At 65.3% G+C, this 25796-nt stretch carries 23 protein-coding genes; 11 read left to right on the forward strand and 12 right to left on the reverse strand.

Annotation, left to right across the window (positions count from 1 at the left end; all coding sequences use genetic code 11):
• Positions 1-62 precede the first annotated feature (62 nt).
• From fumC to K0P03_RS09820, 3 genes are all read left to right on the forward strand, one after another.
• Complete coding sequence (gene fumC / locus K0P03_RS09810; protein ID WP_023515087.1) at positions 63-1454, forward strand: class II fumarate hydratase; 1392 nt, start codon at positions 63-65, stop codon at positions 1452-1454.
• A 166-nt stretch (positions 1455-1620) separates the two neighbouring features.
• Positions 1621-2691 (forward strand): GGDEF domain-containing protein, encoded by a 1071-nt coding sequence (locus K0P03_RS09815; RefSeq protein WP_023515086.1) that lies wholly within the window; start codon positions 1621-1623, stop codon positions 2689-2691.
• Positions 2692-2997: 306 nt separating this feature from the next.
• Positions 2998-3645, forward strand: coding sequence for a L,D-transpeptidase (locus K0P03_RS09820; protein ID WP_272789470.1), 648 nt, complete (start codon positions 2998-3000; stop codon positions 3643-3645).
• 23 nt (positions 3646-3668) lie between these two features.
• Here the strand turns inward: K0P03_RS09820 and K0P03_RS09825 are convergent, their stop codons facing one another.
• The 4 genes from K0P03_RS09825 to K0P03_RS09840 all read right to left on the reverse strand — a co-directional run bounded on the left by K0P03_RS09825 (position 3669) and on the right by K0P03_RS09840 (position 6511).
• On the reverse strand, positions 3669-4430 hold the full coding sequence (locus tag K0P03_RS09825) for a M15 family metallopeptidase (protein ID WP_272789471.1): 762 nt from the start codon (positions 4428-4430) through the stop codon (positions 3669-3671).
• A gap of 25 nt (positions 4431-4455) precedes the next feature.
• Positions 4456-4842 carry a hypothetical protein gene (locus K0P03_RS09830; protein ID WP_272789472.1) on the reverse strand — a complete coding sequence of 129 codons (387 nt, stop codon included), beginning with the start codon at positions 4840-4842 and terminating at the stop codon, positions 4456-4458.
• Between the two features lie 78 nt (positions 4843-4920).
• Positions 4921-5529 (reverse strand): pyridoxamine 5'-phosphate oxidase family protein, encoded by a 609-nt coding sequence (locus K0P03_RS09835; RefSeq protein ID WP_272789473.1) that lies wholly within the window; start codon positions 5527-5529, stop codon positions 4921-4923.
• Positions 5530-5602: 73 nt separating this feature from the next.
• The gene (locus K0P03_RS09840; protein ID WP_272789474.1) at positions 5603-6511 is read right to left on the reverse strand and encodes an alpha/beta hydrolase; all 909 of its coding nucleotides are present in this window, start codon (positions 6509-6511) and stop codon (positions 5603-5605) included.
• Positions 6512-6559: 48 nt separating this feature from the next.
• Here K0P03_RS09840 and K0P03_RS09845 point away from each other — a divergent pair, with 48 nt between their 5' ends.
• Positions 6560-7030 carry a MarR family winged helix-turn-helix transcriptional regulator gene (locus K0P03_RS09845; RefSeq protein ID WP_272789475.1) on the forward strand — a complete coding sequence of 157 codons (471 nt, stop codon included), beginning with the start codon at positions 6560-6562 and terminating at the stop codon, positions 7028-7030.
• On the opposite strand, the gene K0P03_RS09850 is transcribed toward K0P03_RS09845, so the two are convergent.
• From K0P03_RS09850 to K0P03_RS09865, 4 genes are all read right to left on the reverse strand, one after another.
• Positions 7027-8238, reverse strand: a complete 1212-nt coding sequence (locus K0P03_RS09850) for a low temperature requirement protein A (RefSeq protein ID WP_272789476.1) — start codon at positions 8236-8238, stop codon at positions 7027-7029. The two genes, K0P03_RS09845 and K0P03_RS09850, sit on opposite strands and share 4 nt — an antisense overlap.
• 17 nt (positions 8239-8255) lie before the next feature.
• Entirely contained in the window at positions 8256-8822 is a 567-nt protein-coding gene (locus K0P03_RS09855) for a TMEM175 family protein (RefSeq protein WP_023516543.1), read from the reverse strand.
• 73 nt (positions 8823-8895) lie between these two features.
• The gene (locus K0P03_RS09860; protein WP_023516542.1) at positions 8896-10722 is read right to left on the reverse strand and encodes a monovalent cation:proton antiporter-2 (CPA2) family protein; all 1827 of its coding nucleotides are present in this window, start codon (positions 10720-10722) and stop codon (positions 8896-8898) included.
• A gap of 57 nt (positions 10723-10779) precedes the next feature.
• A complete protein-coding gene (locus tag K0P03_RS09865) occupies positions 10780-11154 on the reverse strand; it encodes a gamma-butyrobetaine hydroxylase-like domain-containing protein (protein ID WP_024269945.1) in 375 nt (124 codons plus the stop codon).
• 200 nt (positions 11155-11354) lie between these two features.
• Between K0P03_RS09865 and moaA the strand changes: the two genes are divergently transcribed.
• The gene (gene moaA, locus K0P03_RS09870) at positions 11355-12341 is read left to right on the forward strand and encodes a GTP 3',8-cyclase MoaA (protein WP_088016467.1); all 987 of its coding nucleotides are present in this window, start codon (positions 11355-11357) and stop codon (positions 12339-12341) included.
• A gap of 23 nt (positions 12342-12364) precedes the next feature.
• Complete coding sequence (locus K0P03_RS09875; RefSeq protein ID WP_272789477.1) at positions 12365-13015, forward strand: DUF1176 domain-containing protein; 651 nt, start codon at positions 12365-12367, stop codon at positions 13013-13015.
• A gap of 1016 nt (positions 13016-14031) precedes the next feature.
• Here K0P03_RS09875 and K0P03_RS09880 read toward each other — a convergent pair.
• Together K0P03_RS09880 and K0P03_RS09885 are read right to left on the reverse strand one after the other, a co-directional pair.
• Positions 14032-16575, reverse strand: a complete 2544-nt coding sequence (locus K0P03_RS09880) for a methyl-accepting chemotaxis protein (protein WP_272789478.1) — start codon at positions 16573-16575, stop codon at positions 14032-14034.
• A 230-nt stretch (positions 16576-16805) separates the two neighbouring features.
• Complete coding sequence (locus K0P03_RS09885; RefSeq protein WP_272789479.1) at positions 16806-16964, reverse strand: hypothetical protein; 159 nt, start codon at positions 16962-16964, stop codon at positions 16806-16808.
• Between K0P03_RS09885 and K0P03_RS09890 the strand changes: the two genes are divergently transcribed.
• The 4 genes from K0P03_RS09890 (at position 16963) to K0P03_RS09905 (ending at position 20120) form a co-directional block, all read left to right on the forward strand.
• Positions 16963-17871, forward strand: coding sequence for a DMT family transporter (locus K0P03_RS09890; RefSeq protein ID WP_272789480.1), 909 nt, complete (start codon positions 16963-16965; stop codon positions 17869-17871). The two genes, K0P03_RS09885 and K0P03_RS09890, sit on opposite strands and share 2 nt — an antisense overlap.
• Before the next feature lie 120 nt (positions 17872-17991).
• Positions 17992-18627: a molybdenum cofactor guanylyltransferase MobA gene (gene mobA / locus K0P03_RS09895; RefSeq protein ID WP_023516027.1), complete on the forward strand. Its 636-nt coding sequence runs from the start codon at positions 17992-17994 to the stop codon at positions 18625-18627.
• Positions 18624-19148, forward strand: a complete 525-nt coding sequence (mobB, locus tag K0P03_RS09900; protein ID WP_050743231.1) for a molybdopterin-guanine dinucleotide biosynthesis protein B — start codon at positions 18624-18626, stop codon at positions 19146-19148. Before mobA ends, mobB begins: the two co-directional genes overlap by 4 nt.
• Positions 19149-19367: 219 nt before the next feature.
• On the forward strand, positions 19368-20120 hold the full coding sequence (locus K0P03_RS09905) for an aminoacyl--tRNA ligase-related protein (protein ID WP_272789481.1): 753 nt from the start codon (positions 19368-19370) through the stop codon (positions 20118-20120).
• Between the two features lie 55 nt (positions 20121-20175).
• Here the strand turns inward: K0P03_RS09905 and K0P03_RS09910 are convergent, their stop codons facing one another.
• Both K0P03_RS09910 and K0P03_RS09915 read right to left on the reverse strand, forming a co-directional pair.
• A complete protein-coding gene (locus K0P03_RS09910) occupies positions 20176-22332 on the reverse strand; it encodes an OmpA family protein (RefSeq protein WP_272789482.1) in 2157 nt (718 codons plus the stop codon).
• Between the two features lie 184 nt (positions 22333-22516).
• Positions 22517-24607, reverse strand: coding sequence for an OmpA family protein (locus K0P03_RS09915; protein ID WP_272789483.1), 2091 nt, complete (start codon positions 24605-24607; stop codon positions 22517-22519).
• A 339-nt stretch (positions 24608-24946) separates the two neighbouring features.
• Between K0P03_RS09915 and K0P03_RS09920 the strand changes: the two genes are divergently transcribed.
• Positions 24947-25729: an ABC transporter substrate-binding protein gene (locus K0P03_RS09920; RefSeq protein ID WP_272789484.1), complete on the forward strand. Its 783-nt coding sequence runs from the start codon at positions 24947-24949 to the stop codon at positions 25727-25729.
• Positions 25730-25796: the final 67 nt, after the last annotated feature.

Genomic DNA, 25796 nt, shown 5'->3' on the forward strand with positions numbered 1-25796 from the left:
TTCCCATGCGGCGGCACCGCCGGCGGCTCACCGAAGCGCATGGGTATTTAGCGGGAAGCACAATGACATCGACGCGCACGGAAACGGATACATTCGGCCCCATCGAAGTGGACAACAGCCGCTATTGGGGCGCGCAGGCCCAGCGCTCGCTCGGCAACTTCAAGATCGGCTGGGAAAAGCAGCCGCTGTCGGTCGTGCGTGCCCTCGGCATCGTCAAGCAGGCTGCCGCCCGCGCCAACATGGAACTGAACCGCCTCGACCCTGAAATCGGCAAGGCCATCACCGAGGCCGCGCAGGAAGTCATCGACGGCAAGCTCAACGATCATTTCCCGCTCGTCGTCTGGCAGACGGGTTCGGGCACCCAGTCGAACATGAACGCCAACGAGGTGATCTCCAACCGGGCGATCGAAATGCTCGGCGGCGTGATGGGCTCCAAGAAGCCGGTGCATCCGAACGACCACGTCAACATGAGCCAGTCGTCGAACGACACCTATCCGACGGCCATGCACATCGCCTGCGCCGAGCGCATCGTGCACGACCTCCTGCCGGCGCTGAAGCACCTGCACGCCGCGCTCGAAGCCAAGGTCAAGGCCTTCGACCACATCATCAAGATCGGCCGTACGCACACACAGGATGCAACGCCCCTCACCCTCGGTCAGGAGTTCTCCGGCTATGCCGCGCAGGTCGCTTCCGCGATCAAGCGCATCGAACTGACGCTGCCGGGCCTGTGCGAACTCGCCCAGGGCGGCACCGCCGTCGGCACGGGCCTCAACGCCCCGGTCGGCTTTGCCGAAAAGGTCGCCGCGCACATCGCCGCGATCACCGGCATCGACTTCGTGACCGCACCGAACAAGTTCGAGGCGCTGGCCGCCCACGATTCCATGGTCTTCTCGCACGGCGCGATCAATGCGGCCGCCGCAGCGCTGTTCAAGATCGCCAACGACATCCGCTTCCTCGGCTCCGGCCCGCGCTCGGGCCTCGGCGAACTGGCGCTGCCGGAAAACGAACCCGGCTCCTCCATCATGCCCGGCAAGGTCAACCCGACCCAGTGCGAAGCCCTCACCCAGGTCTGCGCCCAGGTCTTCGGCAACCACGCCTCGCTCACCTTCGCCGGCAGCCAGGGCCATTTCGAGCTCAACGTCTTCAACCCGCTGATGGCCTACAACTTCCTGCAGTCCGTCCAGCTCCTCTCCGATGCCGCGATCTCCTTCACGGACAATTGCGTCACCGGCATCGAGGCCCGCGAGGACAACATCAAGGCGGCGCTCGACCGCTCGCTGATGCTCGTCACCGCACTCGCCCCGAAGATCGGCTACGACAACGCCGCCAAGATCGCCAAGACCGCCCACAAGAACGGCACGACGCTGCGTGAGGAGGCCGTCGGCGGCGGTTACGTCACCAACGAAGAATTCGACGCGGTTGTGCGCCCTGAGAAGATGATTATGCCGGGTTGAGGCAGAATTTTCGAATATTCTACTACGGAGGCCGCAGATCATTGAATCTGCGGCCTTTTTTCTGACTGCTTTCCGTTGCGGCAGCTACAACCGTTAATCATTCCCAAAGCATTTGGGTATTATTTTGCGGGATGGGAGCCAATGAAGGAAATCAGGAGCAGCCGACATGAACACGGCCGTTGCGCAAAAGGTCCAGGTGCCGGATATCGCCGCGCAGGTGACCTATGCCATGCGCATAATGGGTGTCTCTCCCATCCCGCGGAACTACGAGCTGTTCTATGAGGCCTATATCGGCTCCAACCCCAAGCTGACGCGGGAACTCGCGGCACTCGGCAGCAAGGCCTCACAGGAGGAGCTGGACGAGATCGGCGCCCAATATTTCGGCCACCACCATGGCGCCACCGCCATCGACGGCGCGCACACGCGGATCGTCGGTGAACTGGAGGGCCTGCTGCGCCTCCTCAAGCAGGAGCAGACCTCGCTCGAAAGCTACAACAAGCTGCTCGACGAAACGGTCGTCCGCATCACCGGCAAGAACGCCACGAGCGTCGACATCATCAGAAGCGTCATCGGCGTGCTCACGCAAGCGACGGGCGACACCATCAACCAGGGCAAGGAGATGGTGCAGAACGTCGCACAGAAGTCGATCGAAATGGACAATGTGCGCAAGGAGCTCGACGAGTACAAGCGCATCGCCAACACGGATTCGCTGACGCAGCTTTCCAACCGCCGCGCCTTCGACGACAAGCTCTCCGCCATCTACAATTCGACGATGTCGCGCAACGTGACCGCGCTGATCCTCGCCGATATCGACCACTTCAAGAAGATCAACGACACCTATGGCCACCCCGTCGGCGACAAGATCCTCGCTTCCGTCGGCAGCCTGATCCGCGCCAATGTGCGCAAGGACATCCTCGTCGCCCGCACCGGTGGCGAGGAATTCGCGATGATCGTCGAGGGCAACACCGAGGAAGAGGCGATGGCGATCGCCGAGCGGATCCGCATCGCGCTGGAGCACACGCCCTTCAAGAACTCCAAGACCGGCGTCAACTACGGCCCCATCACCATTTCGCTCGGCTTCTGCATGGCCTCCTGGGCGGAAGGCCCGGGCGAACTCTACTCCAAGGCGGACATCGCCCTCTACTGCGCCAAGAACGGCGGTCGCAACCGCACCATGCCCTTCGAGGACGGCATGAAGAAGGACTTCTCCAAGAGCTGGCTGATCTACCGGAAGTAGGCGGCCAAAACTCCTTTCGAAAACGGCGCCTTCGGGCGCCGTTCTGCATTTTGCGCTCCCCGATGGAACCCCGGCCGCCATCGCGCGTTCCAGGCGCAGGAGGAACGCGCCATGCAAACGGGATTTTTCGAGCTGACGATGCTGACCGCCCTGATGTTGAGCAGTCTCATTTGGATCCAGCCCTTCTGAAGCGGCCGGAGGCCTGTTCCCGCCGGAACATCGTGGCCGGCAGCGCTGTCCTACAACGTCCCCATCAGAACAAGGCGCCGGGCACGAAGCCGACGGCCGACGACAGGGACCAGGACAATGAAAACGCTCGCCATCGCACTTCTCGCAGGCCTCCTCTCCACCGCAGGCGCCGCCGTTGCCGCCGACAATACGGTCGATCCGGTCGAGGTCGCCTCGCTCTCCTCCTCCACCCAGAAGACCGGCTGGCTGCAGGTGCTTTCGGGCGGCAAGCCGGTAAAGTCGGAAAAGAAGATCGCCGCCGTCTCCCGCGCGCCGATCGCCCGCGAACTGGTCGCCTTCACGGAGAAGGTCGCGCCGGGCACCATCATCGTCGACAATTCCGAACGCCGCCTCTACCACGTCCTCGGCTCGGGCCTCGCCATGAAATACGCCATCAGCGTCGGCCGCGACGGTTTTATCTGGACCGGCTCGGAAAAGGTGACGCGCAAGACCGAATGGCCGACCTGGACGCCGCCGGAAGACATGCGCGCCCGTGAAGCCAAGAAAGGCAAGATCCTGCCCGTCTCCATGAAAGGCGGCCTCGAAAACCCGCTCGGCTCGCGCGCCATCTACCTCGGCTCGACCATCTACCGCATCCACGGCACCAACCAGCCGTCCTCGCTGGGCAAGGCGCAGTCCTCCGGCTGCATCCGCATGGCGAACGAAGACGTCGAACACCTCTATGCCCAGGTCACGACGGGCGTCACGGTCATCGTTCGCGATTGATTTCGAGAGCCATCGCCCAACCCTCAGCGGCAGGCGGAAGCGCCTGCCGCTTTTGCGATCGCGATGAGGTCCGGGCGGTACTCGAAGTGCATCGTATCGTAGTGATACCAGCGCCCGCCCCAGACAAAGCCGTGCTGCTCGAAGAGCGCGACGATCTCGAGCGGATACTTGTTGGCATATTTCGGCACCTTGCCGGGCTTGCCGCCCGACCAGATCCAATAGTCGGCGAACTTGGTGTTGAGGTCGATGGCAGCGCCGAAACTGTGCACCGACATGTTTTTCGCACCCGACACTTTTCGCCAGTTGAACACACCGGCGGAGGGCGCGAGATAACGCTTCAACTCCGGTTTGGCCATGAGCGCATCGCGCACCTTCTCCAGCGCCGCCGCCGCACCCTGCCGCTTCGTCACACGCAGCGTCTCGCCGAACCATTTGACCGGCACCAGATCCGCCTGCACCGCCTTGGCGGATTTCCCATAAAGCCGCATCATCAGCGCATCGCTGCGGATGCGGCCGGGGTCGAAGTCGACGGCGGGTTTCGCCTCGCAGGCCCCGAGCGGATAGATCTGCCGCAGGCTGTCCTCGACGTCGCCGGCAGCAAGCGCCGCCTGGTGATCCTTCGCCTTGCCGTCGTCGATCTCTAGCGGTGGCCCGCCGTCCTTGAAGACAAGCGTGTTTCCCTCGATGCCGGCAAGGCTTTCCGGATAGGCGGCCACCAGCAGTTTCAGGCGGGCCGCAAGGTCGGGTTCCGCAGCACCGGCCGGGGACGCGGCGACGACCAGCATCGCCGCAGCGGCCGCGAGGCGCCGGCTAGTTGACCGAGATGTTGATATAGTCGCCTCCCGCACCGCGCCAGATTTCGACATAGATCTGCACGTCGCCGTCGAGCAGACGGCGGGCGGCGCTGCGCTCGATACGGCCGGCGCGGATCATGCGCTCGGCAAGCTCGCGGTTGCGCGCGGAAGCGAAGAAACTGTCGAGGTCGTCGCCGGGCTGGCGCACGCCGAAGCGATGCACATTGGCGCGGTCCTGGCGGAGGACCTGCCAGGGCTGCGTCAGGCGTTCGTTGTTGGAGTTGTAGAGATCGTCCTGGCCGATATAGGCGCCGTAGCTCTCGATCAGCTCATCCGCCCTGGCCGCACCGGCCGAAACCGCGAGCACAGCGGCGAAAGCCGCTGCAAAAAGTCCTTTTTGCATTCCCTGCTCCACTTTCCGGCCAAAGCCGATCATCATCGAAGACAAGACGGGTGACGGTGGCGGGATATTCGCCGACGCCTACCACATGGACGTGGCGGCACGGCCGGGCCAGTCCCGGTCGTAGGCGGCGCCGTCGAAGCCCTTCTTGGCCGAGGCGAGCATCTGCCCGACCGTCGGCAGGCAGGCCGTATCGCGGTGTTTTTCCGGATTCCAGAGGTCGGCGCGCAGCACCGCGCGGGCGCATTGCGAATAGACCTCGTCGATGGTGATGACGACGACGGAGCGCGGGTGTTTGCAGTCCATCACGAAGCGTCCGGTGATCTCCGCGTCAATGCGCACCACGGCGCGACCGTTGAGGCGCATCGTCGTGTTGGAGCCGGGAATGAGGAACATCAGCGCGACACGCGGGTCACGAACGATGTTGGAAAGCGAATCGATGCGGTTGTTGCCGCGCCAGTCCGGCAGCATCAGGGTACGCTCGTCCTCGATATGAATGACGGCGCCGGCATCGCCGCGCGGCGAACAATCGAGCCCCTCCGGTCCGACCGTGGCAAGCGCCATGAAGGGCGAGGCCTCGATCATCGTGCGGTATTCCGGCAACAGATAGTCCGTCACCTTGGCGAGCGAGGCTTCGCCCGGCACCCCGTAAAGCGCGTTCAGTTCCTCGACCGAAGTGACGATGCTCATGCCTGTCTCCTGTGCTGTGCGACCGCTGCCGCGCTTCGCACCCTTGCATGACAGGCGCGTGACGGAAAGCCCGTCAGGCGGCGATGCGCTCCCGATCCTCCGCAAGGAACTGCACGATCCGGTCGATGACAGGCTCGGCGGAGACGATGCGGCGATGACCGAACCCGTTCGCCCATTCGAGCGTGACATTCGGCCCGGACGCGGCGTAGCGCCGGGCGTGCAGCGCCGGCACCTCCTTGTCGTCCTCGGCATGAAGGACGAGCATGGGAGACTTCAGCCGGCCGGCCCCATTCGCCGCGTCGAAGGCCGAAAGCGGCGCGCCGGCGATGCGCTCGACATGGCTCTCCAGCGCGCCCTGCGCCTTCGGCCCGAGCTTCAGGAAACGGCCGAGGTCCTTGAACAGCCAGGTCATCTCGCTTGGAGAGCCGATGGTCACCAGCCGGCGCGGCCGGTGCGCCGGCACCGACGGCACGAGGCCGCTCGCCGCGCAGGCGAGCGACGCCCCGCCGAAGGAATGCCCGCAGAAATAGTCGAAGCCGCCGAAACGCTGCCACGCCGCGTCGATCGCCCTGACGGCCATCGGCAGCGTCAGCGTGCGCCCGCCCGAGGCGCCGTGCCCCGGCAGGTCGAGCGCCACCACCTCATGGCCGGCAGCGACCAGTGCCTCCGTCAGCGCCGAAAGATAGGCCGCGCGCGAGCCCCATCCATGCACCACGAGAACGCGGCCGGCAAAATTCTGGCATGGCCGTGCGGCAAAACGGTGCGCCACGGCCCGACCGCCGGCAAAGGCGAGCGGCACGCGTTCGGCCTGCCGCATCCAGCCGGCCGAACGCGCGAAAAGGTCCTTCTCCTTCGCCGTGCGCGGCCGGCGGCCGGGCGTCGTCGCAAAGAGACGGAAGGCGGCGCGACCGGCCGCATCGGGGGAGATCCTCGCGACGCCGGACAGCGCCAGCCGGATGACCTTCAAGCCAAAGGATGCCATAGTGGGAATCCAAAAAAGATGTTCAATGCTGAACAATAAAGTGCAACGATGAACAAAAATCAAGCCTTCCCCTGGGATCATCCGCGCTTTCGCAGCTGGATCGGCGTAGGGCGTGCCTGCCAGCTGATGCAGCAGGCGATGAGCCGGGCGATCGCCCATCTCGGCATCAAGCCGCCGCATCTCGACATCCTGATCAATCTCTATCGCTTCGACGGCATTTCCCAGCAGGACCTCGCCCGCAAGCTGCTCGTCGGCCGCTCCAACATGAGCATGCTGCTGCCGCAGCTCGAAAAGCGCGGCCTGATCGAGCGGCGGGCCGACGCCAAGGACAAGCGTGTGCTGCGCCTGTCGCTGACGGAGGCCGGCCGCAGCCTGACCGAGGAGGCGATGACCCTGCAGACCGGCCTCATCGACCGCACCCTCTCGCAGGCACCGGCCGAGCGATGCCTGGAGGTCGCCGAGGCGATGGAGGACATCATCCGCATCCTTCAGGCGATGGAACCGGAAGACCCGGTCTAGACCGTGGCGACGTGATCCGCCCGCGTCGATTTCAGCGACAGGAACTCCCAGAGCGCGACACCGAACAGGACGGCGGCCGCGGCCATGAAGAGCTGGTAGGGCTCGACGAGGGGTACGGCCACCGAGAGCGCAAGCAGCGCGGCGATGCCGGCGATATGCGACAGCGGCGAGCGGCCGCGGATCGCCGCCTTGAACCAGATGTTGCCTGCAAGGAAGACCACAGGCCCGCCGATGATCGCACTCGCCGTCTTGAAATCGACCGCGCCATGCGGATGGGCAAGCGCGAACTCCTCCGCCACCGCCGAGAGGATGATGCCGGCGACGATCGGGATATGGGCATAGGTGAAGGCCATGCGCGCGATGCGGCCCGGCGTCGCCGAATGCTCGATGAGATGCGCCGCCTCGCCATGGCCGAAGCGGAAATAGATCCACCACATGGTGGCGGTCGAGAGGAACGCGACGGCAAGCAGGAGAATGGTGAAGCCGTCGAGCAGCTCCATGCCGGCAACCGTCCGCCCGGTGACGAGGATCGTTTCGCCAAGGCAGATGATGACGAAAAGCGCGCAGCGCTCCGCCATGTGCTCGCCGGAAACCTGCCAGTCCCCCACCGTCGAGCGACCGAGGCCGGGCACGACGAAGCCGAGCGCCGGAGAGGCATATTCGATAGCGAGCGCGACCAGCCACAGTCCCAGCCGTGCCTCGCCCTCGACAAAGGCGCCCGCCAGCCAGAACACGCCGGAAAACACCGCCCAGATCGTGATGCGCGTGAAGTTGAGGCTGTTCTGCGGCCATTCGCGCCGCATCACATAGGCGGTGAAGGCCGCGCGGCCGACCTGCATGGTGACGAAGACGAGAGCGAAGAGCAGCCCGCCCGCGCCGAAGGCCGTCGGAATGGCGATCGACAGCATCAGGCCGAGGAACATCAGCACGAAGAGCAACAGGCGCACCGGCGCCTTGTCCGGATCGAGCCAGTTCGTCACCCAGGTCGTGTCGATCCACACCCACCAGATGGCCATGGTCAGCATCGCCGCCTCGACGAGGCCGAGCAGCGAGTAATGCGCCGCCAGCGAATGGGAAAGCTGGATGATCGTCAGCACGAAGACGAGGTCGAAGAAGAGTTCGGCGAAGGCCACCTTGCCTTCCTGGGCGGTGCCGCGCGCCCTGAGGCAGGCGGAATTGGCGAAACGGTCGTCGGTCGTCGCCGTCATGGCTGGCGTTCCTTTTTCTACAGGCGCTCGATCCGCCGGTCGGGCACGATCCACAGAAGCGCGACCGCGGCATAGATGACATGGGAAATCACCGGCGAGACAAAGGCAAGCCCGATCGCCGCGAGATAGAAGAGCGGCGAGAAGCGCCCCTTGAAATCGCGCCCGAAGGCCTCGCGCAGCCGCTCGGCATCGGGGTGCACGGCAACGATGCGCACCTGCAGGATCTCGTAGGCGACGGCGGAGAGCAGCAGGATCGCGCCATAGAGCGCGGTCGGAAGCGGTGCGGCCGGATTGTTGCCCATCCAGGCCGTGACGAAGGGAATGAGCGACATCCAGAACAGGAGGTGCATGTTCGCCCACAACACGCCGCCGCTCGCATTGCCGCACACCGTCAGGAGATGGTGGTGGTTGTTCCAGTAGATCGCGACATAGACGAAGCTGAGGAGATAGCCGAGAAAGACCGGCATCAATGGCATGAGGGCAGCCAGCGTCGGCTCGGCCGGCACGGTGAGCTGCAGGACCATGATTGTGATGATGATGGCGATCACGCCATCGCTGAAGGCTTCGAGCCGTCCCTTGTTCACGCGCGCCTCACACCCCTGTCTTTATTAGACATGAAGCAAGTTGCGCTGAGTCGCTACAGCGGATTTTTCGGCGTCAGCCCGCCTCTTCCTGCTCGTGACGCTGGCGTTCCTCCTCCGCCGCCGCACGCTGGCGCCCGGTGCGCGCCGCGACGATGTCGGCCGGCTGGGCGTTGCCGCGGATGAGCTGGCGGCCGGCATAGATGCCGCCGACCGTTTCCAGCTCCAGCCGCTCGCGGTCGACGTCGCGGAACTCCTCCACCACCTCGGCGGCAAGGTCCTCGTCCTCGCCCAGAACCTTCAACGTCTCGCGGCTGAACACCATCGCCGATTCGAAGGTCTCGCGGATCTGGAAGTCGACGCCGGCATGGACGAGGTCGACGGCATGGCCGCGGTCGTAGGCTCGCGCCAGGATCGGCACGAGCGGGAATTCCTCGCGCACCACCTCGGCGATCTTCACCGCCGCCGCCTTGTCGTCGAGGCAGATGAGGATCGCCCTGGCGGTCGCCGCGCCGGCGGCGTGCAGGATGTCGATGCGCGCACCGTCGCCATAATAGACCTTGAAGCCGAACTCCGCGGCATCGCGCACGAACTCGGCATCCTTGTCGATCAGCGACAGCGTGTAGCCGCGGGCGAGCAGCGGCTGGCTGACGATCTGGCCGAAGCGGCCGAAGCCGATCATCAGCACCGTGCCCTCGACATTCTCCGGCAGCGTCAGCCCCTCGGTAGACGGCTGCTGTTTGGGCACGATGCGATCGTGCAGGATGACCATCAGCGGCGTCAGGATCATCGAGATGATGATCGTCGCCGTCAGGATGGCATTCTCCTCGCCGTTGAAGATGCCGGCGGAAACGGCGGCGGCGTAGAGCACGAAGGCAAACTCGCCGCCCTGCGCCATCAGCACGGCCCGTTCCAGGCTTTCGGCATGGCACGTCCCGAGCAGCCGGGCGACCACATAGATCAAGAGGGTTTTGGCGACCATGTAGCCGACGACGCTCGCCACGACGAGCTGCCAGTTGGCGGCGATGACGCCAAGGTCGATCGCCATGCCGACGCCGAGGAAGAAGAGGCCGAGCAGGATGCCGCGGAACGGCTCGATGTCGGCTTCAAGCTGATGACGGAAACTCGATTCGGAAAGCAGCACCCCCGCCAGGAACGCGCCCATGGCCATCGAAAGACCGGAAACCTGCATGGCAAGCGCCGAGCCTAGGACTACGAGCAGCGCCGCGGCCGTCATCACCTCGCGCGCGCCGGAGGCCGCGAGCACCCGGAAGAGCGGATTGAGCAGGTAGCGCCCGGCCAGCACCAGCGCCACGATGGCGCCGATGGCGATGCCGATGGAAAGCCAGCGGTCGGAGGCATCCGTCGCCGCCGCCCCCGTGCCGAGCAGCGTGACGATGGCAAGCAGCGGCACGATGGCAAGGTCCTCGAAGAGCAGGATCGCTATGATGCGCTGCCCCTTCAGGGTCGACATCGTGCCCCGCTCCTGCAGCATCTGCATGACGATGGCGGTGGAGGTGAGGACGAAGCCCGTTCCGGCGACGAAGGAGGGAACGAGCGGAAAGCCCAGCGATACGCCGATGCCGGTCAGCGCCGCCATCGCGCCCATCACCTGGATCGCGCCGAGCCCGAAGATGTCCTTGCGCATGCCCCAGAGCCGGGAAGGCTGCATTTCCAGCCCGATGATGAAGAGGAACATCACCACGCCGAGTTCGGCGACATGGATGATCGCCTGCGAATCGGCGAAGAAACCGAGGCCGAAGGGACCGATCGCGAGCCCCGCGGCGAGATAGCCGAGCACCGAGCCGAGCCCGATCTTCTTGAAGATCGGCACGGCCGCGACGCCTGCCGCCAGGAGCACGACGACCTGGGTGAGATCATTTGCATTCGCTTCGGCTGCCAAGGGGCATCTCCCGTTCGCTTCTGGGTGGACGCTACCCTCGACAGGCAGTCCGATATGTTACCGCGGTTTCTGCGAAATATCGCGGTTCATGCCCTTCTCCGCAAGCTCACGCTCATAAGCGGCGAAGAGTTCCGCGCCTTTTTCCCCGAGTTCCCGCAGATAGGACCACGTGTAGATACCGGTATCATGAAGGTCGTCGAAGCCGATGCGCACGGCATAGTTGCCGGTCGGCGTCATGGCGATGATCGCTACATTGCGTTTTCCCGGTACCGTCACCTTCTGGCCCGGCCCGTGGCCCTGCACCTCCGCCGAGGGCGAGAGCACACGCAGGAGTTCGGCCGAAAGATCGAAGCTGGCACCGTCGTTGAAGGTCACGACGAGGCGCTGGCGGTCCTTCGACACACGCAGTTCGGTCGGCCAGAGATCGCTCATCCCGTTTCCTTTCCGTCTGTTTTCGCGAAGGACTATGCGCCAGATCAAGGATGCGCAAGGCGGAAAATGCTGTCATAATCCCGTGACCGGCTTGACGCTGCGCTTCCGGCGCACGACATGTCGGCAATGGAGGACGTGTCTTGAATTCGTATGCAGGCCCGCTGGGTGGCGCGAACCTAATCGCGCAGTCCGACGCACCGATGATCGATCCCTTCGGCCGCGCCATCACCTATCTGCGTGTATCGGTGACCGACCGCTGCGATTTCCGCTGCACCTATTGCATGGCGGAAAACATGACCTTCCTGCCCAAAAAGGACCTCCTGACGCTGGAAGAGCTGAACCGGCTCTGTTCCACCTTCATCGCCAAGGGTGTGCGAAAGCTGCGGCTGACCGGCGGCGAACCCCTGGTCCGCAAGAACATCATGCATCTCGTGCGCGAACTCGGCCGCCAGGTGCATGATGGGCGCCTCGACGAACTGACGCTGACGACCAACGGCTCGCAGCTCGCCCGGCACGCGGCCGAACTTGCCGATTGCGGCGTGCGCCGCATCAACGTTTCCCTCGACACGCTCGATGCGCAGAAGTTCCGGACCATCACCCGCTGGGGCGAGCTCTCCAAGGTTCTGGAAGGCATCGACGCCGCGCAGGCCGCCGGCCTGCACATCAAGATCAACGCCGTCGCCTTGAAGGATTTCAACGACCGCGAGATCCCCGACCTGATGCGCTGGGCGCACGGCCGCGGCATGGACCTCACCCTCATCGAGACCATGCCGATGGGCGAGATCGAGGAAGACCGCACCGACCGCTACATGCCGCTGTCGGAAATGCGCGCCCGCCTCGAGAGCGACTTCACCCTGACGGAAAATGCCTACAGAACCGGCGGGCCGGCGCGCTATGTCACGGTCGCCGAGACCGGCGGCCGCCTCGGCTTCATCACGCCGATGACGCACAATTTCTGCGAAAGCTGCAACCGCGTGCGCCTCACCTGCACCGGCACGCTCTACATGTGCCTCGGCCAGAACGATGCGGCCGATTTGCGCCTTCCGCTGCGGGCCTCCGACGACGACGCCCTGCTCTCGCAGGCGATCGACGAGGCGATCACCCGCAAGCCGAAGGGCCACGATTTCGTCATCGACCGCCGCAACCGACCGGCCGTTGCCCGTCACATGAGCGTCACCGGCGGCTGATCCCCACCGAAAGCGAGGTTTTGGTGAAAATCCTTCCGCCCGCCCTGCCCGCCCTTTTCCTTGCCGCCGCCATTCCTTCCCTCGGCCTTGCCGCCGAGCGGCCGGAGGGCATCGCCGCCGCTGAGGCGATCGCCAAAGCCGCCCTTGGCGCGGATTGCGACATGAACGGCATGGAGGAGGTGCCGATGGTCGGACCGGAGGCAGAAGGGTTCGGACACGCCCTCTACCGTTTCACCTACAAACCCGACTACGACCCGAACGGCCCCGGTGTCGAGGCCACGCTCTACCAGCTGTTCTGTGGCTCGGGCGCCTACAACATCCGCAACGCTTTCGTCCTGCAGACAAGCGACACCGACACGCCGAAGCTCATCGCCTTCGCCACGCCGGATCTTGCCTATGCCTATGCAAACGAGGAAAACAGCCGACTGACTGCCGAGCCGAAGATCAACGGCTTCCGCGCCACCACCCTTCTGGTCAATGCCAGCTTCAACGAGAAGACCCGCACCATCACCAGCCACGCCGCCTGGCGCGGCATCGGCGATGCCTGGGACAGCGGCGACTGGGTTTTCCGCAACGGCAATTTCATGCTGACCCGCTTCGAGTTCGACCCGACCTACGGCGACCCGGACCCTGCGGTGCCGGAAAGCTATGTGGTCTACGAAGCCGGCAAGTAACGGCGGCGCTTCCGATTTCCGGCGCATCCGCACCCGCCACCAACGCCTCCGCCATGCCGGATCAAGGGCGCGGCCTACTCAGCCCAAGAGACGCTCCTCCCACCTATCTCCCGTCGCCGCGCACGTGATCCGGGGTCCAGCTGACGCGCGTTCGCACAGCTAGAAGACTCACCCAACCCGTTGACGCCCCCCCTTCCGCGCCGCAAACGCGGCGCCGCGGGCCCCCGCATAACGTCCGGTATGACGGGAGAAGAGTTGTGTGTAAACGCAGGCGGCAGCGCTTGTCTCACCCATCCCATGAACGCCAATTGCACGAAAACCCGCCCCCGCATTTTCCCCGCCTCCTTCACTCATGCCTACAATCCCCCATCCCGCCACGGATACACCGCGAGGCGTCGTGGCGAGGCGGGGTCGGCGCTTTTGGCGAGGGACGGACGTAGGCCGTCGCCCAAGGGGCCTGCGGAAAATGGTCTCCCTCCGGCGACACGGGGGAAGCGGCGGGCGTCGGACCGAGCCTTCCGCTTCATGCCCCGAACGGCGCGCCGGGCGTGCCTGTGCGGCACACAAGGGGGCCGGTCTGGCGGATGCGTCGGCATCGTCCGCCGGGATGAGACCGTCCGGAAGGCAAAACCTTCCGTCCGTGATTGCCATGGCGAGCGATGGCGGATGACAGAACGGAAACGGCCTCCTCCCGGAAACCGGCGAACACCATCCATCATCCCGGCTTTTGCAGAGGGACCAGAGTTGCGGGCAAAAACCGCTGAACGGGGCGCTGAAAGGCGCCATACACATACCTTCAGATGCGGCACCTTCCAGCGCCCCGTCCGATGCTCCTTGAAAAAACCACGGGCGGAAAACCGCCGCGTGGATGTCGGTGCAAAACAACGCCCGCGCCGCCGGATCCAGCAAGCACGCCACCGCCTCTACGGGTAGGCAAGATCTCTCTTCCCACAACAAAACGGCCGGGCTCCTGCCCAGCCGTTCCATGCTCGTGAGACGCGTTTTTCAAACAGTCTTCAAGCCGCGTGGTGCTGCCCGAAATAGCCGCCCTGCCGCGTATCGAGGTCGCGCGTCTTGAAGTGGTCGATCTTCTGGTTGAGCACCTGAACGCGGTGACGCAGGCCGTGGATCTCGGCCGTGTTCTCCTCCACCATCGCCGCGTTCTGCTGCGTGATGAGCTCGACCTGGTGCACCGCCTGGTTCACCTCGTTGATGCCGTCGTACTGGGCGGCCGCGGCCGCCTCGATCTTGCCGACCAGCGCGTGGATCGAGGAGATATGCTCGTTGATGACCGTCAGCGCCTCGCCGGTCTCGGTGACGAGCGCGACGCCGTTGCGCACCTGTGCCGAACTGTCGGAGATCAGGCCCTTGATCTCGCGAGCGGCGCCGGCACAACGCTGGGCTAGCTCGCGAACCTCCTGCGCGACGACGGCAAAGCCGCGACCTGCCTCACCCGCCCGCGCCGCTTCGACGCCGGCATTGAGCGCCAGGAGGTTCGTCTGGAAGGCGATTTCGTCGATGACGCCGATGATCGTGCTGATCTTCTCCGACGACCGGTTGATCTCGCCCATGGCGTCCACGGCCTTGGCCACGACCTCACCGGAGCGCCGGGCATAGCTGTGCGTCTCGTCGACGGACACCGCCGTCTTCTGGGCGCTTTCGGCCGTCGAACGCACGATGTCGGTGAGCTGGCGCAGCGCCCGCGAGCTTTCCTCCAGCGCCGCCGCCTGCTGTTCGGTACGGCGGGCGAGATCGTCGGCGGAGGTGGCAAGGTTGCCCGTGCCGCCATTGATCTCCATCGTCGTCGCCCGCACGTCCGACAGGGTCACGCGCAGCGCCTCGACGGCGTTGTTGTAGGTGCGCGCCATCGCGACATATTCGGCCGCGAGCGCTTCCGTCATGCTCTCTTCGAGATTGCCGGCGGCCAGCTGGCCAAGCACGTCGGAAAGCGCGGTGAGCGCTTCGGTCTGCTCCGCCTCGATGCGGGCCTGTTCGCTGGCCCGGCGGGCCTGCTCCTCGGCCGTCGTCTGGCGCTGGGCCTCGGCCTCCTGCTCCAGCCGGACGTTTTCCCGCGCCGCATCGCGGAAGACGGCGACCGAGCGGACCATGTCGCCGATCTCGTCGCCGCGGTTGCGGCCGTCGATGCTGATGTCGAGGTCGCCGCTCGCCAGCCGCGACATGGCTTCTGTCACCCGCTTCAGCGGCCCGCGCAGCGTTTCCACCAGCATCAGGCCGCCGATGATGGCGAGCAGCGTGCCGGCGACCATGGCGATGATCGAGACATTGGCCGAACGCTGGCTGTCCGTCTTGCCCGCCTCCTGGGCGCTGGAGACGAACTGTTCCAGTGTCTGGCTGGCATCGGCGACGGAGGCGTAGGCGGCGACGCGCGCGGCCTGCCATGTCTCGCCGACCGAGATGAGGTCCTGGGTGCCCTGCTCGATCCTTGCAAGCGACGGGGCGAGCTTCTGCGCGAGATCGCGCAGGGCGGCGTTCTTCGTGCCGAGCTTGGCAAGTTCGGCGGCGCTGCCGGCAACGGCCTTCACATCCGCCAGCACGGCATCGCGGCTCGGCTGATCGAGCTTGCGGTGCAACTCGCTGATGTGCAGGCGCGTCTCGTCGATACCCTTGAACGTATCGCCCATCAGCGTGATCAGCGTCTTCAGGAGCACGATCTCCGCATCCATGCCGACGAAACGCTTCGCCGCCGTGTCGGAGTTCTTGCCGGCCTCCTTGAGGAAGTCGGCATCGAACTTGGCAAGCTTGGTCAGGACGGGCACGAACTTCGTCTTCTTGGCCTCCACGTCGTCGCTGCCGGCAAGGATGTCCTTGACCTTGGCGACCTCCGCCTCGAAGGGCTTGATCTGCTCCAGCGCCTTCGGCGAGGCGATCGCCTTGGATTCGGCGAGCTGCTTGAGGAGCTGCGGCAGGTAGGTCTCGGCCGCCTTGACCTTGTCCTCCGCTTTCATCGCCAGCGCGACGGGCTTGCGGAACTTGCCGATGCGCTCGGCAAGCCCCTGATAGGCCGCGGCGTCGAACAGCAGCGCCTTGGCAAAGGCTTCTTTCTCGCCCGATTCGTTGCGGATGACGCCGATCTGCTTTTCGGCGAAGGCACCGTCCTTGGCCATCGCCGCCAGCGCCTCTTCCAGACCCGCCGTCACGGCGTTGCGCTTCTGGTCGATCGACCAGAGCGTTTCGCTCTGCCCGCGCATGGTGCCGGCCAGTGCCGCGACGGACGCGATCTTCGTCTTCTCGGCCGCATCGGGCAGAAGGGCGTCGAGATCGTTGATGCCGGCCTCCTGTTCGTCGATGCGTTCGCCGAGCGCCGTGCGCGTCGCCTCGCCCGGCTTGTCGACGAAGTCCTGCAATCCGGTGCGCAGGTTCTGGAAATGCGACAGGCTGTTGATCGTCTCGCGCGTCACCGTCATGTGACCGTTCAGCGTGCTCGCGGTGAAATAACCGACAAGGCCGATGCCCGCGATCAGCGCGACGAGAGGAATGACGAACAGCAGCACCTTGGTGACGATGCGGCGCTGCTGGAGCAGGCGGTCGATGAAGGACATGGGTTCCCCGACGTTTTTTATGACGACCAAGATCCCGTCGGGTGTTCCTCAAAGCCGAAACGGCCGCTCAGGCTCGTTGTCGGAGCGCGGCCGGTATCCGATATCGGGGCATCGGCCGGCCTTGCATCAGGCGGCGCGCCCCCACCCGTCGCATCATGCGATCGCTCATTGGGATGACGCAACGATAGGTGGGGAAGCTTAATGAAATCCTTCGGTAAAGCGGCAGGAATTCAAGCCTTTGCGCCGGAATCATCATACTTTTCTGCCCGGATTTCGCGCAATTGCCGCTCGATGCGGCAACCACCCCGTTTGTTCCAACCGCCGGGGTGATGGAATGCGGTGGGCATTGTGCCTAAGAAGGAGAAAGACACGCCTGGAATCATCCGCATGACCGCCTCCGCCAACGCCAAGGGTGCCCTGTTCATGGCCATCGCCATGGTCGGCTTCACCTGCAACGACGCACTCGTCAAGTCCGTCACCGGCGGCATGAACACCGGCCAGATCCTTTTCGTGCGCGGCCTGATGACGACACTACTCGTCGTCGCCATCGCCCGCTGGATGGGCGCGCTCGGTTCCTGGCGGGTCGTGCTGCAGCCGGCTGTCGCCCTGCGCATCGCTGCCGAAATCCTAGCCTCGCTCGCCTATGTCTCGGCGCTCGGCGCCATGCCGCTTGCCAATACGGCCTCGATCCTCCAGGCCCTGCCGCTCGCCGTCACGCTCGGTGCAGCGCTGTTCCTCGGCGAAACGGTCGGCTGGCGGCGGTGGCTGGCCATCGTCGCAGGCTTTGTCGGCGTGCTTATCGTCATCCGCCCCGGCCCGGAGGGTTTTTCGCTCGCGGCCGTCTATGTCATCGCCTCGGTTGTCGGCGCGGCGGCACGCGACCTCTGTACCCGGCGGATCGACCCGTCCGTGCCGACGCTCTTCATCAGCGTCATCACGGCGGTGTCGATCACCGTCACCGGCGCCGTGATGATCGTGCCGCTGGGCGGCTGGCAGCCGGTTTCCGGCGAGGCTTTCACCCGTCTTGCCGCAGCCAGCGTGCTGCTGCTCGTCGGCTACCAGACCATCGTCATCGCCATGCGCACCGGCGAGATCTCCTTCATCGCGCCTTTCCGCTATACGAGCCTCATCTGGGCGATCGCCATCGGCTTCCTGTTCTTCGGCGAAGTGCCGGATTTCTGGATGACCGTCGGCGTCCTCATCATCGTCGCCTCCGGCCTCTACACCTTCTATCGGGAGAACCGCCGACGGGACGCGGAGGCCGTGGCGCAGGAATCGAAACCGGAATCCCCCTGACAGGCTTGCGCGCCGCCACTCCATCTGGTCGTTTGTGCCGCGGGTGCGCACGGTAAGGTGATTACGCCCGGCGGCAAAATGCTCTAGACGAAGACGGAAAGACCTTCCGATGGAAGCGAGATGACAGCAACGCATGCGATAGTGGGAGTGATCCTTGCCGGCGGCCTTTCCTCCCGCATGGGCCAGGACAAGGCGCGCATCCGCCTCGGCGGCACGGCTCTCATCGACCGTGCGGCGCGGCGCCTCCGGCCGCAGGTCTCGGCCATCGCCGTCAATGCCAATGGCCCGGTGCTCTTCGAACGCGGCGAGGAGCTGCCGGTCTTCGCCGACCTCGATGCCGCCCGCGCCGGACCGCTCGGCGGCGTGCTCGCCGCGCTCGACTATGCGCGGCGTCATCATCCCGAGGCGAGCCACGTCGCCACCGTACCGACGGACAGCCCCTTCTTCCCGACCGATCTCGTCGCGCGCCTGTCGCGCGTCATCGACACGCCGGAGCGCATGGCGGTCGCCCGCTCCGTCAGCGGTCTCCACCCCGTCTTCGCCCTCTGGCCGGTGACGCTTGCCGAGGATCTCGGCGAATGGCTGGCCGGCGGCGGGGCGCTGCGCGTGCGCAGCTACCTCGAGCGCCACCAGGCCCGCGAAATCACCTTTCCGCTGCTCGAGACCTCGCGCGGCGAGTTCGATCCCTTCTTCAACATCAATACGCCCGACGATCTCGACGAGGCGGAAAACTGGCTCTGGGTGCTGGAACGATGACACGACCGAAGATCTTCGGGATTGCCGGATGGAAGAACTCCGGCAAGACCGGCCTTGCCGTGCGCCTGGTGAGCGAGCTCGTCGCCCGCGGCTACCGCGTCTCCACCATCAAGCACGCCCACCACGACTTCGACATCGACAAGGTCGGCGCCGACAGCTACCGCCACCGCCAGGCCGGCGCGCACGAGGTCACCATCGTTTCCGGCACGCGCTATGCCATCATGCACGAGCTGCGCGGCGCTCCTGAGCCGAGCTTCGAGGAAATCCTCGCGCGCCTTGCGCCCTGCGACCTCGTGCTGATCGAGGGGTACAAGCGCGAACCGATCCCCAAGATCGAGGCCCGGCGGCTGGAGGCCGCCAACCGCATGCCGCTCGCCCCCGAAGACCCTCACATCGCCGCCATCGCCGCCGATCATCCCGTCACAGACACGGCCCTGCCCGTCTTCGACCTCGACGACACCGCGACCATCGCCGATTTCGTCGTCACTGTGACCGGGTTGCCCGTTCCGCCCGCCGTTTGACAATTTTTGCCGCTGCCCTTAGATGCGTTGCCATGAGCACCGCACGCGCGCCCCTTGCCGAACGTCTCCGCACCTGCCCGCAGGTCGCCGTTCTGCGCGCCAACGGCCGAGGTCTCCGCGTCCAGTCGTAACGACCGGATCGCTGCACGCGTCCGGCGACCGGCTGGACGTAAAGCCCCCCCAACAGCTTCCTTCAACGATGCCAGGGAGACAGGCACCGTGCTCAATCTTTTTAACGTGAATGCGCTCGTCCACTGGGAAGAGCGCGACATCGAGCTGCGCGACCAGATGGTCCGCTTCTTCTCCGGCGAGGTGCGCAGCTTCCTGCGGTCCGTCAATCCCGCCTGGGACATGCGCCGCGTGGAGGCCCCCGTGCTGACGCCGCGGGCGCTGATATCCGACGCCTATTCCAATGCCGATATCTGGGTGCAGGAACGGCTGGCATCCGGCGAGACCGAGCTGGTTCTGCGGCCGGAGACCACGCCGTCGACCTACGCTTACATGCAGCACCTCCTGACGACCCATACCGGCACGCGCCTGCCGCTCTGCGTCTGGCAGGCCGGTCGGTCGTACCGGCGCGAGCAGGACCAGGCGACGAAGCACATGCGGCTGAAGGAGTTCTGGCAGCTCGAATTCCAGTGTGCCTACTCGGCCGATACCGGCAACGACTATCATGCCGCCGCGCTCGAGCCGGTCCGCCGCATGATTGCCGCGCTCATCCATCTGCCGACGCGGATCGTGCCCTCGGACCGGCTGCCCGCCTATTCCGAGACCACCATGGATGTCGAGGTCGACAACGGCGACAAGTGGATGGAGGTCTGCTCGATCTCGCGGCGCACCGATTTCCCGGTGCGTTATCGCACCCAGACGAGGAAGGGTGAAGTACACGAACACGAGGTCCGCGTGCTGGAAATCGCCATCGGCCTCGACCGCTGCATCTACAACTGGTCGCTCGCCACCGAACGTGTGTGAAATGAAAAAGGCCGCGGAGGGATCCGCGGCCTTTCTCTGTTCGAGGCGTGGTCGATCACTCGGCCATCGCCACCGGCTTCACCAGCGGTGTGACGCGGCGGATGGTGACCCGGCGGTTGAGCTGTTCGGCGGCGTCCGTGTCGATCTTCAGGAAGCGCTCGCCATAGCCCTGCGTGGCAAGGTTCTCCGGCGGGATGTCGTAGACGTCGGTCAGGATGTTGGCGACGGCCTCGGCGCGCTCGTCCGAGAGCACCAGGTTCGATTCGTCCGAACCGACGGCATCCGTATGGCCCTCGATCAGGAAGGTCTCGCCGGGATCCTTGTCGAGGATCTCGTTCATCGCCTCGGCCACCTTGCGCAGCGTGGACGCCTGGTTCATCGAGATGTCCGCTGACCCCGTCGCGAAGGTGATCGTATCGAGGTCGATGCGGCGCACCTTGTCACGGATACGAGCCGAGTACTTCACCTCGTCCAGCGTGTAGACACGCTCGACCGGCTCGACCGGCGGCCGCTCCAGGAAGTCGCGATAGTCGGCGCGGTCTTCGGCGGACGTGTCGATGATGTATTCATCGACCGGGATCGTCAGGCGCATCGGCGGCAGCCGCTCGCCGGGATCGACGAAGGTCGGCCGGCTGTCCCGGTCGATTTCCGGCGCATAGAACATCACATATTCCCGGCCGTCGCCGTCGATACGCGAACGCTGGATGATTTCGCCGTAGCGGTTGCGGATGGTGACGACGCGGTCGCCGTTCGGCCGCTCGATGACCTCGCGCACGCGGCCGTTCGGCAGGTCCTCGTAATAGGTTTCCGTGGCGCGGCGCGACAGGCGGCGGCCATCGTCGGACCGAACGATGATCCGGTCACCGAAATTGATCACGAAGCGGTCGTCGACCTCGCGCTCGACGCGCCAGCCGTCGCGATCCTCGTAGCGCGGCCGGCGGTCACGGCGCTCGCCGCGTTCACGGTCGCCCGATTCGTAGCGGATACGATCGCGGCCTTCCCATCCGACCTGCGCATCGCGGTCGGATTCGGGAACGCGCACGCGCACGTCGCGACGCTTCTCCTCGCGTTCGCGGCGCAATTCCTCGCGCGAGCGGTCACGGCGGTTGTCCCAGTCCTTGTCGCTGTCGAGGACGGCAGCGCCGTCGATGAACGGCAGCTCGATCGTCTCGGTGGTGCGCGACGGGTCGCGGGCGATGCGCTCACGGTCCTTGTCGCGCTCGCGGCGCGGACGCCCCGCGGTCTCGTCCGGACGCTTGCGCTCCCGCTCGGCCTCGCGCTTGCGCTCCTCACGACGTTCCTCGCGGGTCTTTTCGCGCCCTTCCTGCTGCTGGTCCGTATCCGCCTCGCGCCGGCGGCGCTCTTCGCGCGCCTTCTGGCGATCCTGCTGCTGCTGGTCCTCGCTCTCGGCTTCACGCTGCTTCTTGCGGCGCTCCTCGCGGTTCTGCTGCTGCTCTTCCTGCTGGCGTTCGGCATCGCGCTGACGCTGGCGGCGTTCCTCGCGCGCCTTCTGGCGGTCCTGCTGTTGCTGGTCCTCGCCCTCGGCCTCGCGCTGCTTCTTGCGGCGCTCCTCGCGGTTCTGCTGCTGTTCTTCCTGCTGGCGTTCGGCATCGCGCTGACGCTGACGGCGCTCTTCGCGCGCCTTCTGGCGATCCTGCTGCTGCTCGCCTTCGCCCTCGGCTTCACGCTGCTTCTTGCGGCGCTCCTCGCGGTTCGGCTGCTGCTCTTCCTGCTGGCGTTCGGCATCGCGCTGGCGCTGGCGGCGCTCTTCGCGCGCCTTCTGACGGTCCTGCTGCTGCTGACCTTCGCCCTCGGTCTCACGCTGCTTCTTGCGGCGTTCCTCGCGGTTCGGCTGCTGTTCTTCCTGCTGGCGTTCCGCGTCGCGCTGGCGGCGCTCCTCGCGGGAATTCTGCCCGCCCTCTTCCTGGCGGCGCTCCTCTTTGCGGCGCTCGCGGCGTTCCTCACCCTGACCGTCGGCATCGCGGTTGTTCCGCTCCCGGTTGCGCGGGCGCTCTTCACCGCCTCCCTGCTCCTCGCGATTGCGCTTCTTGCGGATGAGTTCCTCTTCCTCGGACTGCACCACCGTCACATCGGATTTTTCGACGAGCGGCAGCACCGGCCGCATCATGGCGGCCTCGACCGGCTGCCAGATAAACGACAGCGAAGCGATGGGCAGGGCCACCGTTGCCAGAAGTCTTGTTCTCTTAAGCATTGGCGTTTCCTCGTTTGCCAGCGTTCGAACGCTATTGCATCAGGGTTTGGGGCGAATTTGTGTTTCCGCGCAAGCCGCCCGCCGTCGATATCAGACGCTAATTCATGGCGGATGAATTCGCGCTGAATGCACAAGGACCGCCGGCGGCTACCGGCGGTCCTTGCCTAAACGCATGAAGATACGATCAGTTCGCCCGCGCCATGGGGCGCACCAGCGTGGTGACGCGGCGGATGGTGACGCGGCGGTTCTGCTGTTCGGCGACCTGCGTCTTCACCTTCAGGAAGCGCTCGCCATAGCCCTGCGTCTGCAGGTTTTCCGGCGGAATGCCATAGACATCCGTCAGGAGGCTGGCGACCGATTCGGCCCGTTCGTCCGAAAGGACGAGGTTGGACTTGTCGGACCCCACGGCATCCGTATGGCCCTCGATCAGGAAGGTCTCGCCCGGATCCTTGTCCAGAACCTTCTGCATGGCCTCGGCGACGGACCGCAATGTGCGGGCCTGCGACATCGGCACGTCGGCGCTGCCGGTGGCGAAGGTGATCGTGTCGAGGTCGATACGGCGTACCTTGTCGCGCAGGCGGGCGGAATGTTTCACCTCGTCGATCGTGTAGACCCGCTCGACGCGCTCGACCGGCGGCTCGGCGAGGAAGTCGTAATAATCCCGGTCCGGGTTGCTCGACGTGTCGATGATGTAGTCGCTGACGGGAATGCGCAGGCGCATCGGCGGCAGCTCGTAACCGACGTCGACGAGGCCCGGCCGCGGCGAATCGTCCTCAAGCTCCGGCGCATAGACGAGAATGTATTCCCGCCCGTCCCGGCCGACGCGCGACCGCTGGATGATATCGCCGTAGCGGTTGTAGATCGTCACGATCTCGACGCCGCCCGGACGCACGATCGTCTCACGCACGCGGCCCCGGGCGAGGTTGTCGTAATAGACCTCCTCCGAATCACGCCGCAGGCGCGGGCGATCGTCACCGCGCACGATCAGCTGGTCACCGACCTCCAGCACCGTGCGATTCTCGACGCGCTCGACGATGTTCACCTCGGTGACGCTGTTGTCGATCGTCGTGTTGTTGACGGTGTTGTTGTTGATGATCGTGTTGTTGATCACGGTGTTGTTGATGATGTTGGTCGTCTCCGGCACGGCGAAGTCGGGCGCCTCCTTCACGCGCTTGCCTTCTTCCTTGATCGCCGCCTCGATCCTGCCGGGCACGGCCTCGCGCACCTCTTCGGAGATCGTCGCCTGGGCAGCGTCGTCGGTTTCGGGAACCGGCACGTCCTCTTCCTGCGCGCGCAGCTCCTCGCGCTTCTTGCGACGCTGCTCGCGGCTCTCCTGGCCACCGGCATTGTCGGCGTCCTTGTCGCTGTCGAGCACAGCAGCCCCGTTTTCGACGGGCAGAACGACGGTCTCGTCGGTCTTGGCCGGATCCTCGGCGATTTCCTGTTTTTCCGCCTCGGTCATCGTGTCGACAACCTCGGGCACCGGCTCGGTTACCGGCGTCTCGCCGGTCTCGGCCGTGGCGGGCTGGTCCGTGCCGGTATCCGCCGGGCTTTCCTCGCCGGCAACCGCCGGCTGCTCACCCTCGCCCACTGCCGGCTGCTCGCTTTCGCCGGCCGTCGTCTCCGACGTGCCGCCATCCTGCTGCTGCACGGGCTGTTCAGCCTGCTCCTCAGTGGCCGGCTTCTGTTCATCCAAAGCTTTCTGCTCTTCGGCGGCCTTCTGTTCGTCCGCCTGCCGCTGCGCCTCCGCCTCGGCGGCCGCCCGTTGCGCTTCGTCTTCAGCCGCCTTCTGCTCCGCCGCGGCCCTCTCGGCCTCTTCCGCGGCCTTCTGCTCTTCGGCCTGGCGTTGCTCCTCTTCCGCAGCAGCGCGCTGCGCTTCGTCTTCAGCCGGCTTCTGCTCCGCCGCGGCCCTCTCGGCCTCTTCCGCGGCCTTCTGTTCCTCGGCCTGGCGCTGCTCGGCTTCCGCGGCGGCACGCTGGGCTTCTTCCTCGGCCGCCTGCTGCTCGGCCGCGGCCTTCTCGGCCTCTTCGGCGGCCTTCTGTTCCTCGGCCTGGCGCTGCTGCTCGTCCTCGGCAGCGCGCTGTGCCTCGTCGTCCTGCTGCTGTTGCTGTTGCTGGAGCAGCAGTTCTTTTTCGCTCGGCTGGCTTTCGCCGGTGCTTTCCTGGGCGACCTCGAACGGCTTCATCAGGGCATCGGCCAGCGTCGGCGTCGCAATCAGCGCGGTCGACAGGACCGGCAGCGCCACGGTTGCAAAAAGTCTGGAGCGGAAAGTCATCGTTTTGTCCTCACGGTGTCCCGTCTTATTCTCAAGAGAGGGACGCCCGGCCCTTCCGGCCGTTTACGTCCCCGTCACAATCCTCCAAAGGTCTGGCATTCGCCGCCTTAACCCCGCCTGAACGGCGTCCGTTGCGACGCGAGATAGGCCGCGTGCGCAGCCCTGCCAGGGGGGCGCCATGAAATTGTCGGGGAAACCGGGCGGAAAGACGGCGCGAATCCAGTTGATTTTTTGGCGAAAACCGGTCGATTATCGGCGCCAAGCGGGCAGCCCTGCCCGCTTCAATTCGAGGCCCGGACAACAAGAAAAACCCGAGAGCCTTCAACAGAGAGGATCAATATGCGTATTTCCAAACGTTTCACGCTCGCAGCGTCCGCTGCAGTCATCGCCCTCTTCGCGACCTCCGCGATGGCAGAAGGCGAGAAGATCGTGATCGGCACGGAAGGCGCCTACCCGCCCTTCAACAATCTCGAATCCGACGGCACGCTGACCGGCTTCGACGTCGATATCGCCAAGGCAATGTGTGAGGAAATGAAGGCCGAGTGCACCTTCGTCACGCAGGACTGGGACGGCATCATTCCGGCGCTCATCGCGAAGAAGTTCGACGCGATCATCGCCTCCATGTCGATCACCGCCGAGCGCAAGGAGCAGGTCGACTTCTCCAAGAAGTACTACAACACGCCGCCGGCGATCGTCGTCCCGAAGGATAGCGAGATCAAGGAAGCCACCCCGAAAGCGCTGGCCGGCAAGTCGCTCGGCGCCCAGGGCTCGACAACGCATTCCAACTATGCCGAAGCGCATATGAAGGATGCCGAGGTCAAGATGTACCCGACGGCCGACGAGTACAAGCTCGACATCGCCAATGGCCGCATCGACGCCGTCATCGACGACGTGGTGGTACTCTCCGAATGGCTGAAGACCGACGACGGCGCCTGCTGCAAGCTGCTCGGCACGCTACCGGTCGACCCGGTCATCAACGGCGAAGGCGCCGGCGTTGCCGTGCGCAAGGGCGATACCGCGCTCGCCGACAAGTTCACGGCAGCGGTCGCGGCGATCCGCGCCAACGGCAAGTACCAGGAAATCAACGCCAAGTACTTCCCGTTCGACGTCTACGGCGATTGATCCGCAACACCTCTGTGTCATGCGGGTTTTTTCTGACCCCATCACCAGAATGCACGGGCGGGAGGGC

The organism is Shinella sp. HY16 (genome assembly GCF_028534175.1).
Classification (GTDB): domain Bacteria; phylum Pseudomonadota; class Alphaproteobacteria; order Rhizobiales; family Rhizobiaceae; genus Shinella.

What these genes read in the sequence shown, in the direction of transcription:
- K0P03_RS09890 (WP_272789480.1), top strand. Translation starts at nt 16,963, where the DNA reads ATGACCGCCTCCGCCAACGCCAAGGGTGCCCTGTTCATGGCCATCGCC.
- K0P03_RS09835 (WP_272789473.1), bottom strand. Translation starts at nt 5,529, where the DNA reads ATGAGCATCGTCACTTCGGTCGAGGAACTGAACGCGCTTTACGGGGTG.
- K0P03_RS09920 (WP_272789484.1), top strand. Translation starts at nt 24,947, where the DNA reads ATGCGTATTTCCAAACGTTTCACGCTCGCAGCGTCCGCTGCAGTCATC.
- fumC (WP_023515087.1), top strand. Translation starts at nt 63, where the DNA reads ATGACATCGACGCGCACGGAAACGGATACATTCGGCCCCATCGAAGTG.
- K0P03_RS09910 (WP_272789482.1), bottom strand. Translation starts at nt 22,332, where the DNA reads ATGCTTAAGAGAACAAGACTTCTGGCAACGGTGGCCCTGCCCATCGCT.
- K0P03_RS09880 (WP_272789478.1), bottom strand. Translation starts at nt 16,575, where the DNA reads ATGTCCTTCATCGACCGCCTGCTCCAGCAGCGCCGCATCGTCACCAAG.
- mobA (WP_023516027.1), top strand. Translation starts at nt 17,992, where the DNA reads ATGACAGCAACGCATGCGATAGTGGGAGTGATCCTTGCCGGCGGCCTT.
- K0P03_RS09915 (WP_272789483.1), bottom strand. Translation starts at nt 24,607, where the DNA reads ATGACTTTCCGCTCCAGACTTTTTGCAACCGTGGCGCTGCCGGTCCTG.
- K0P03_RS09845 (WP_272789475.1), top strand. Translation starts at nt 6,560, where the DNA reads ATGAACAAAAATCAAGCCTTCCCCTGGGATCATCCGCGCTTTCGCAGC.
- K0P03_RS09830 (WP_272789472.1), bottom strand. Translation starts at nt 4,842, where the DNA reads ATGCAAAAAGGACTTTTTGCAGCGGCTTTCGCCGCTGTGCTCGCGGTT.
- K0P03_RS09865 (WP_024269945.1), bottom strand. Translation starts at nt 11,154, where the DNA reads ATGAGCGATCTCTGGCCGACCGAACTGCGTGTGTCGAAGGACCGCCAG.
- moaA (WP_088016467.1), top strand. Translation starts at nt 11,355, where the DNA reads ATGATCGATCCCTTCGGCCGCGCCATCACCTATCTGCGTGTATCGGTG.
- K0P03_RS09850 (WP_272789476.1), bottom strand. Translation starts at nt 8,238, where the DNA reads ATGACGGCGACGACCGACGACCGTTTCGCCAATTCCGCCTGCCTCAGG.
- K0P03_RS09885 (WP_272789479.1), bottom strand. Translation starts at nt 16,964, where the DNA reads ATGCGGATGATTCCAGGCGTGTCTTTCTCCTTCTTAGGCACAATGCCC.
- K0P03_RS09815 (WP_023515086.1), top strand. Translation starts at nt 1,621, where the DNA reads ATGAACACGGCCGTTGCGCAAAAGGTCCAGGTGCCGGATATCGCCGCG.
- mobB (WP_050743231.1), top strand. Translation starts at nt 18,624, where the DNA reads ATGACACGACCGAAGATCTTCGGGATTGCCGGATGGAAGAACTCCGGC.
- K0P03_RS09825 (WP_272789471.1), bottom strand. Translation starts at nt 4,430, where the DNA reads ATGCTGGTCGTCGCCGCGTCCCCGGCCGGTGCTGCGGAACCCGACCTT.
- K0P03_RS09840 (WP_272789474.1), bottom strand. Translation starts at nt 6,511, where the DNA reads ATGGCATCCTTTGGCTTGAAGGTCATCCGGCTGGCGCTGTCCGGCGTC.
- K0P03_RS09820 (WP_272789470.1), top strand. Translation starts at nt 2,998, where the DNA reads ATGAAAACGCTCGCCATCGCACTTCTCGCAGGCCTCCTCTCCACCGCA.